This is a genomic window from Geodermatophilus sp. CPCC 205761 (genome assembly GCF_051383655.1).
In the GTDB taxonomy this organism is placed as follows: domain Bacteria; phylum Actinomycetota; class Actinomycetes; order Mycobacteriales; family Geodermatophilaceae; genus Geodermatophilus.
In genome coordinates, this window is record NZ_JALPKQ010000013.1 from 111,358 (window position 1) to 119,760 (window position 8,403).

Annotated in this window: 8 protein-coding genes; 4 read left to right on the top strand and 4 right to left on the bottom strand. The window is 74.7% G+C overall.

Annotated features, from left to right (window positions below):
- Positions 1–29: 29 nt before the first annotated feature.
- Genes MY526_RS10545 through MY526_RS10560 form a run of 4 tightly spaced genes read right to left on the bottom strand, consistent with a single transcriptional unit; the run spans position 30 to position 4,723 of the window.
- Entirely contained in the window at positions 30–1,550 is a 1,521-nt protein-coding gene (locus MY526_RS10545; protein WP_436692448.1) for a carboxyl transferase domain-containing protein, read from the bottom strand.
- Positions 1,547–2,725 carry a CaiB/BaiF CoA transferase family protein gene (locus MY526_RS10550; protein ID WP_436692447.1) on the bottom strand — a complete coding sequence of 393 codons (1,179 nt, stop codon included), beginning with the start codon at positions 2,723–2,725 and terminating at the stop codon, positions 1,547–1,549. The genes MY526_RS10545 and MY526_RS10550 overlap by 4 nt, the downstream gene beginning before the upstream one ends.
- Positions 2,726–2,744: 19 nt before the next feature.
- Positions 2,745–4,085, bottom strand: a complete 1,341-nt coding sequence (locus MY526_RS10555; protein ID WP_436692446.1) for an SLC13 family permease — start codon at positions 4,083–4,085, stop codon at positions 2,745–2,747.
- 44 nt (positions 4,086–4,129) lie between these two features.
- The gene (locus MY526_RS10560; RefSeq protein ID WP_436692445.1) at positions 4,130–4,723 is read right to left on the bottom strand and encodes a 5-formyltetrahydrofolate cyclo-ligase; all 594 of its coding nucleotides are present in this window, start codon (positions 4,721–4,723) and stop codon (positions 4,130–4,132) included.
- Positions 4,724–4,796: 73 nt separating this feature from the next.
- Between MY526_RS10560 and galU the strand changes: the two genes are divergently transcribed.
- The 4 genes from galU to sepX form a co-directional block, all read left to right on the top strand.
- The gene (gene galU / locus MY526_RS10565) at positions 4,797–5,711 is read left to right on the top strand and encodes a UTP--glucose-1-phosphate uridylyltransferase GalU (protein WP_436692444.1); all 915 of its coding nucleotides are present in this window, start codon (positions 4,797–4,799) and stop codon (positions 5,709–5,711) included.
- 41 nt (positions 5,712–5,752) lie between these two features.
- Entirely contained in the window at positions 5,753–7,141 is a 1,389-nt protein-coding gene (gene glp / locus MY526_RS10570; RefSeq protein WP_436692443.1) for a molybdotransferase-like divisome protein Glp, read from the top strand.
- A 7-nt stretch (positions 7,142–7,148) separates the two neighbouring features.
- The gene (locus tag MY526_RS10575; protein ID WP_436703857.1) at positions 7,149–7,769 is read left to right on the top strand and encodes a GNAT family N-acetyltransferase; all 621 of its coding nucleotides are present in this window, start codon (positions 7,149–7,151) and stop codon (positions 7,767–7,769) included.
- Between the two features lie 178 nt (positions 7,770–7,947).
- On the top strand, positions 7,948–8,403 hold a 456-nt coding region (gene sepX / locus MY526_RS10580), incomplete at its 3' end, for a divisome protein SepX/GlpR (RefSeq protein WP_436703858.1).

Below are 8,403 nucleotides of genomic sequence, written 5' to 3' on the forward strand. Positions count from 1 at the left end.
GGTCGTCGGTCCACGCGTGGGACCCGGGCTCAGCGGCCCAGGTGCCGGTAACGGTGCAGCCGGCTGCGGAACCGCTCGCCGTCGTCCCTGCCGAGCAGGTCGGCCAGCTCCTCGCCCAGCACCCGGCCCAGCCGGCGGCAGAACTCCACCGGCTCGTCGGCGGCGTCGGGCCGCTCGGGCACCACGCGGTCGACGATCCCGGCCCGCCACAGGTCGGTGGCCCGCACCCCCTGCGACGCGGCCATCTCGCCGGCGCGGTCGACGGTCCGGTGCACGATCGCCGAGGCGCCCTCCGGCGGCAGCGGGCCGAGCCAGCCGTTGGCCGCGGCCAGCACCCGGTCGGCCGGCACCAGCGCCAGCGCGCCGCCGCCGGTGCCCTGGCCGAGCAGCACCGCCAGCGTCGGCGCCTTGAGCATCACCAGGTCCTGCAGGCAGCGGGCGATCTCGGCGGCCAGCCCGCCCTCCTCGGCCTCCTTGGACAGCGCCGCGCCGGGGGTGTCGATCAGCGTGACCAGCGGCAGCCGCAGCTCGGCCGCCAGCCGCATCCCGCGGCGGGCCTCGCGCAGCGCGGCCGGCCCGAGCGGCGCGGTCAGCGACTGGCCGCGCCGGTCCTGTCCGAGGACGACGCACGGTGCCCCGCCGAAGCGGGCCAGCGCCAGCAGCAGGCCGGGGTCCTTCTCGCCGGCGCCGGTGCCGGACAGCCCGACGATGTCGGTCGCCGCCGTCCGCAGCAGCCGCCGGACGCCGGGCCGTTCCTCCCGACGTGACGCGGTGACGACGTCCCACGCGCTGCGGCCGTCCTCGGGATCGTCGGTGTCGCGGCCGTCCTCGGGGCGGGGCCGCTCGGCGTCGCGGACGTCGTGGTGCCAGGTCTGCCGCGCGGCGAGCACCCGCAGCGCCCGGTCGGCGACGTCGGCGATCTCCTCGTGCGGCACGACCGCGTCGATCAGCCCGTGCGCGGCCAGGTTCTCGGCGGTCTGCACGCCCTCGGGGAACCGCTCGCCGTACAGGGCCTCGTAGACCCGGGCGCCCAGGAACCCGACGGAGGCGCCGGGCTCGGCGATCGTCACGTGCCCGGTGGAGCCCCACGACGCCAGGACGCCGCCGAACGTCGGGTGCCGCAGGTAGACCAGGTAGGGGAGGCCGGCCTCCTTGTGCCGGGCGATGGCCGCGGTGATCCCGATCATCTGCAGGAACGCGACCGTGCCCTCCTGCATGCGGGTGCCGCCGGAGACCGGCGCGGCCAGCAGCGGCAGCCCCTCCTCGGTGGCCCGCTCGACGGCGGCGATCAGCCGCTCGGCGGCGGCGATCCCGATGGAGCCGGCCAGGAAGCCGAACTCCCCGGCGATGACCGCCACCCGGCGGCCGCGCAGCCGCCCCTCCCCGGTGATGATCGCCTCGTCCTGGCGGGACTTCTCCGCCGCGCGGGCCAGCTCGGCGGCGTACTCGGGGGAGACCTCGCCGACGGTGATGGGCGAGTCCCACGTCTTCCAGGAGCCATCGTCGAGGACGAGGTCCCGCAGCGCGCGGGCATCCAGCGGCCGCGTCACCGCCGCAGCCAGGCGCGGATCGCCTCGTTCGACGAGCCGAGCACCGGCGGGGCGGCGTGGTCGCGGCGGGTGGTCTCGGTCTCGCCGTCCGGACCGGGGGCGAAGAACCGCAGCGGCGGGCCGGGGAGCTGCAGGGGGCCCAGCGTCTGGTGCTCGACGTCTACGAGCAGGCCCTGGGACAGCGTCTGGTCCCAGGTGTAGACCTCGTCGATCGTGCGGACCTTGCCGGCGGGGATCCCGGCCGCGGCCAGCCGGGCCAGCAGCTCCTCCGGGGAGATCTCGGCGAAGGCCCGCTCGAGCAGCTCGATGACCTGCTGCCGGTTGCCGACCCGCTCGCCGTTGGTCGCCATGCCGGGCGCGTCGGGGTCCAGGCCGAACTCGGTGCACAGCTTGCGCCACAGCCCCTCCGACCCACAGGAGAGCTGCACGCTGCCGCCCCCGCAGTGGAACAGGCCGTAGGGCGCGATCGACGGGTGGTGGTTGCCCTGGGCACGGCCGACCTCGCCGGCCACCGTCCACGCCGTCCCCTGGAAGGCGTGCACCCCCACGATCGAGGCGAGCAGCGAGGTGCGCACCACCTGGCCGCGGCCGGTCCGCTCCCGCTCCAGCAGCGCGGCCAGCACGCCGTAGGCGCCGTACATGCCGGCCAGCAGGTCACCGATCGGCACGCCGACGCGCTGCGGGTCGTCCGGTCCGGACCCGGTCAGCGACATCAGGCCGCCCTCGCCCTGCGCGATCTGGTCGTAGCCGGCCCGCCCGCCCTCGGGCCCGTCGTGACCGAACCCGCTGATCGACAGCGTCACCAGCCGCGGGTTGAGCGACTCCAGGACGTCGGTGCCGAAGCCGAGGCGGGCCAGGGTGCCGGGACGGAAGTTCTCCAGCAGCACGTCGGCCCGCCGGACCAGCTCGGTGAGCAGGGCCTTGTCGCCGTCGTCCTTGAGGTCGAGGGTGACCGACTCCTTGTTCCGGTTGGTGCACAGGAAGTAGGTCGACTCGCGGTCGCCCTGGTCCGGGTCCACGAACGGCGGGCCCCACCCGCGGGTGTCGTCCCCGCTGCCGGGGTTCTCCACCTTGATCACGCGGGCGCCGAGGTCGCCCAGCATCATCCCGGCGTGCGGCCCGGCCAGGGCACGGGTGAGGTCGACGACGAGCACGCCGTCCAGGGGTCCGGACATGGTCGGGTCTCAGCTCCGATCAGAAGAACGACGGGACGACGACGAACGTCAGCCAGGCCAGCAGCGGGCCTGCGACCACGACGATCGCGGAGTAGCTCAGGATCTGCTTGTAGAAGCGGTCACGGTCGACGTCCTGCGCGTTGGCCAGGACCAGCGCGCCGTTCGTCGAGAACGGGCTCACGTCGACGATGGTCGAGGACACCGACAGGGCGACCACCACGCCCACGGCCCCGATGTCGCCGGCCTGCAGGAAGGGCACGGCGAGCGCGATGGCCACTGCGATGATCGCGACGGACGACGCGAACGCCGACACCACCGCGCCGATGTAGCAGAGCAGCAGGGCCACGAGCAGTGGTGCGCCGATCCCGGTGACCGCCTCGCCGACGTAGTCGATGGTGCCCGCCTCCTGGAGCACGAAGACGAAGGTGAGCACCCCGGCGATCAGCAGGATGGTGCTCCAGCTGATCTGGGTGACCGCGCCCTTGTGCTGCTGCGCGGAGAACAGCGCCAGGACGACGGCGACGGAGATCGAGACGAACCCGATGTCGAGGTCGAAGACGAGCGCGAGGACGGCGACGACCGCCAGCCCGACGAGCGTCAGGATCTGCTCGAGGGAGACGGGGCGGGGCTGGTCGGGGTGGATGTGCTCGTCGTCGTCACCGCCCACTCCGGGGCCGGGCGCGGCGCCGTGCCCGCGGACGAGGGTCCCGTGCGCGTGTTCCGTGTGCGTCAGCGGCTCGGCGTCGACCTTGCGGCCGATCAGCTTGCGGCCGCCGAGCACGAAGAAGAGCACCAGCGCGATCGCGAGGTTGAAGAACAGGCTGCCGAGGAAGACCTGCAGCGAGGCGTCCGGCAGGCCGGCCTCCTCGACGATGTCGTTCACCGTGACGCCGTAGACGCTGATGGGGGAGAAGCCGCCGCCCTGGGCGCCGTGGATGACCATCATGCCCATCAGCAGCGGGCTGATCCCGTGCCGCGCGGCGAAGGTCAGCGCGATCGGGGCGATGATCGCCACCGCGGCGGGGGAGAGTGCGCCGATCGCGGTGAGCACCGCGGTGACGAAGAACATGATCCACGGGATCGCCGCCACGTGGCCGCCGACCAGCTTCACCGCGCCGCGGACCAGCAGGTCGACGGTGCCGTTGTTCTGCGCGATCGCGAACAGGTAGGTGACCCCGATCAGGGTCAGGACCAGTTCGGCGGGGAAGCCGGCGAGGATCTCGTCGGTGGTGAGCCCCACGGAGAGGGTGCCCACCACGAAGGCGGCGACGAAGGCCAGCGCGCCCATGTTGATCGGCAGGAACGTGGCGATCGCGAAGATCACCACGAGGGCGATGATGGTGACGATCTCGGGTGACATCGAGCGCTCCCTCGGCATCGGCGACGACGGGCGTGATCACTGTGTCAGTGACCGGGCGGTAACGCCTGCCAGCCTCCCGAGGGGGTGACGACCGCGGTGACCCGGCGGTCGTGCGGCTCGGACGGCAGGTCGTCGACCAGCTCGTCGTCGAAGACCAGCGACACGAGCCGGGCGTCGGCGCGGACGTGCCGCAGCGCCCGGTCGTAGTAGCCGCCGCCGCGGCCCAGCCGGACGCCGGAGCGCGCCACCGCCACCGCCGGGACGACGACGACCTCCGCGGCGCCGATCGCCGACGGCCCGAGCCGCGGCCCGACCGGCTCCAGCAGGCCGAAGCGCCCCGGTGCCAGCCGGCCCCTGTCGACCGCCCAGCCGAGCTCGTGGCCCTCGGTGGGGACGACGGGGAGCAGCACCCGCGCGCCCAGCTGGGTGTAGGCGGCCGGCAGCCGCCCGGCCCCGGGTTCGGCCGGGTCGGGGGCGAACGCGGCGATGGTCCGCACGCCCGCCAGCCCGCGCAGGAGTGCGGCGGTCAGCGCGGCTGTCGCGGCGGTCCGCTCCCCGGCGGGGCGGGCGTTCCTCCGGGCCAGGAAGTCGGCGCGCAGCGCGGCCTTGGCGGCGGCCACGTCGTCCGGGAGGGTCACCTCAGAAGGCTAGCCAAGCCTTGGTCCCCGGCACGCCGGGGCCGGACGCCCGGGCCCTGATTAGGCTCCGCACATGGCGACTGCGAGCCCCCGACCGACGCGGAAGGCCGTCATCCCCGTGGCCGGGATGGGCACCCGCTTCCTGCCCGCCACCAAGGCGGTGCCCAAGGAGCTGCTGCCGGTCGTCGACCGGCCGGCGCTGCAGTACATCGTCGAGGAGGCCGCCCGGGCGGGCCTGGGCGAGGTGCTCATGGTGACCGGGCGCAACAAGGCCGCGATCGAGGACTTCTTCGACCGCCACCCCGAGCTGGAGACCGCCCTGGAGAAGAAGGGCGACGCCGAGCGGCTGAGCGCGGTGCACGCCTCCACCGACGTGGCCCAGGTGCACTTCGTCCGCCAGGGGGAGGCCCGCGGGCTGGGCCACGCGGTGCTGCAGGCGGCGGCCTTCGTCGGGGACGAGCCGTTCGCCGTCCTGCTCGGCGACGACATCATCGACGCCCGCGACCACCTGCTCGAGCAGATGCTGCAGGTGCAGTCCGAGCACGGCGGCTCGGTCGTGGCGCTGCTCGACGTCGGCCCCGAGAACATCGACAAGTACGGCGCGGTGGCGGTGGAGGACGCCGAGGGGGACGTCGTCACCATCACCGGCCTGGTGGAGAAGCCGCCGGTCGACGAGGCGCCGTCCAGCCTGGCGATCATCGGCCGCTACGTGCTGGCGCCCGAGGTCTTCGGCGTGCTCCGGGAGACCGCCCCCGGCCGCGGCGGCGAGATCCAGCTGACCGACGCCCTCGCGACGCTCGTCGAGCGCGGTGAGCCCGTGCACGGCGTGGTCTTCCGCGGCCGCCGCTACGACACCGGCGACCGGCTGGACTACCTCAAGGCGGTCATCCAGCTGGCCTCCGAGCGCGACGACCTCGGGCCCCCGCTGCGGGCCTGGCTGACCGAGTTCGTCGCCGACCTGCCGGACACGGGCGCGTCGGAGGCCTGATCCTCGGCCGTCAAGGGGGAACATCGACCGCCGTGGTGGGGATGATCGAGGACGACACGGGCGGGACGCTCCCGCGGCAGCGGGACACCACGGCGCTGGACCTCCGCCAGGGCACCCCCGTGCGCGAGGCGCCGGCCCCCCAGCACGAGACGAGCGCGATCGACCGCGGACAGGTGCCGCCGCCTCCGGCCACACCCGAGCCGGCCGTGCCGCGGGGTGTCGAGCAGCACCTCGACGAGATCCTGTCCGCGGTGCCGCAGCCGGACCCGATCGAGCTCGCCGTCCTCGACGCGCAGGGCCTGCTCTGCGCCGAGGAGGTGGTCAGCCAGCGGGCGCTGCCGGCGTTCGACCAGGCCGCGCTCGACGGGTACGCCGCGCGGGCCCTGGACGTGGAGGGCGCGAGCCTCGCCGAGCCGGCCCTGCTGTCCGTGGTCGGCGAGACGGTGGCCGGCCCCACCGCGACGACGTCCATCGGCCCCGGCATGGCGCAGAAAGTGGCCGCCGGGGCGATGCTGCCGCTCGGCGCCGACGTCGTCGTCCCGGCGGTGTGGACCGACCGCGGCGCGGTGACCGTCGCCGTGCACGCCCCGGTCGAGGCCGGCGGCTACGTGCGCCGCGCGGGGGACGACGTCGCGCCGGGCACCACCGCGGTGCAGATCGGGACCCCGATCGGGCCGGCGCAGATCAGCCTGCTCGCGGCGGTCGGGCGCGACCGCGTGCAGGTGCGCCCCCGGCCGCGGGTGGCCGTGCTGTCCGCCGGGTCGGAGCTGGTCGAGATCAGCACCTCGCCGGCCCCCGGGCAGGTCGTGGACGTCAACAGCTACGCGCTCGCCGCGGCCGCCCGGGACGCCGGGGCGGAGGCCTACCGGTGGGGCATCCTCCCCGCCGACCGCCGGCGGCTGGGCGAGGTCATCGAGAGCCAGCTGCTCCGCAGCGACCTGGTGCTCATCGCCGGCACCCTCGCCACCGAGGGCGACATGGTGCGCGAGGTGCTGACCGAGCTCGGCCAGATGGACTTCGCCCAGGTGACCATGCACCCGGGCCCGCTGCAGGCGTTCGGCCGGCTCGGGCGCGACTCGGTCCCGGTGATCTGCGTGCCCGGGGAGCCGGTGGCGGCGCTGGTCGCCTTCGAGGTGTTCGTGCGCCCGGCCATCCGGCTGATGCTCGGCAAGCGGCAGCTGTTCCGCCGCACCGTCCAGGCGATCGCCGCCGAGCGGCTGCTCTCGCCGCTGGGCTACCGGCAGTACCTGCACGGGCAGGTCATGCGCCACCCCGACGGCGGCTACGTCGTCGAGCCGCTCGGCGACGGCGACGAGGCGATGCTCGCCCGCATGGCGCGGGCCAACTGCCTGATCGTCGTCGACGACGACGTCACCGAGGTGGCTGCTGGGGGTCTGGTCACCGTCATGCCCCTCCTGCTGGGCGGCTGACCGACTCGTGGTCGATCCCGCACTGCACCCCGGCTGGCCCGCGCGGCTGGCGTGGGGATCGGTCGAGCTGCACCCGCCTCGGCGCCGGGACGCCGAGGAGTGGAGCCAGGTCCGGCTGGCCAACGAGGCGTGGCTGTCGCCGTGGGAGCCGACCGCGGCCGCACCGTGGTCGGCCCGGCACACCCCGCAGGCCTACCGCGCGATGCGCCGGGCGGTCCTGCGGCGGGCGGCGGCGGGGACGACGCTGCCGTTCGTCGTCCGCGTCGAGGGCCGGCTGGCCGGCCAGGTGACCATCGACAACGTCGTCCGGGGAGCGCTGCGCTCGGGCAACCTGGGCTACTGGATCGACCGGTCGGTCGCCGGGCGCGGCATGGCCTCGCTGGCGGTGGCCCTGGTGTGCGACCACGCGTTCGGGCCGGCGCGGCTGCACCGGCTGCAGGCCGACATCCGGCCGGAGAACATCCCGAGCCAGGGCCTGGTGCAGCGGCTGGGGTTCCGGTCCGAGGGGCTGCTGCGGCGGTACCTGGACATCGACGGCGACTGGCGCGACCACCTCACCTTCGCGCTGCTGGCCGAGGACTCGCCCCAGGGCGTCCTCGCCACGTGGCGGGCCCGCGCGCCGCACTGAGCGCGCCCGCATACCACGCACCCGACCGGTCCCCGGGTGGCTCCATGTCGACACGCCGCCCCACCGGCACTCCAGTCACACAACACATCAGTGACACGCCCGCGCGCCTCCCTCGTCCGGGTGACCGCAGGCCTTAACTTCGCCGGGCGAGTGACTCATGTGACGGGTGGTGTTCTGGATGGGATCGGGCGTGCTGTTGGCCGCGCTGGTCGTGCTGTGGTTCGTCGTGCTGGTGCCCATGGTGGTGACCCGCGGTGATGCGCAGACGGCTCGAGCCGGCCTGGCCGACTCCGGCCGGACGCTGCAACGGCGACGGACGGTGGACCCCGCGGTCCACGCCGAGACCGAGCGCGTCTCGATCGACCGGGCTGCGTTGCTGACCTCGGGCGAGCTGCGGGTCGACGTCCACGCGGTGCGCCGGCGGATGCTGGCGGGGCTGGTGGCGCTCGCGCTTCTGGCGCTGGTCGGCGCGCTGGTGTGGAGCCCCTGGGTGTGGATCGCCCATGGCGTGCTCGACGTCCTGGTGGTCGCCTACCTGCTGGTGCTGCGGGCCGCCGCGCGCCGGGAGCGGCTGGCCGCCCGTCGCGCCGCCCGGGCCGCCGCCCTGCTGACCGTCGTCATCGTGACCAGCGGC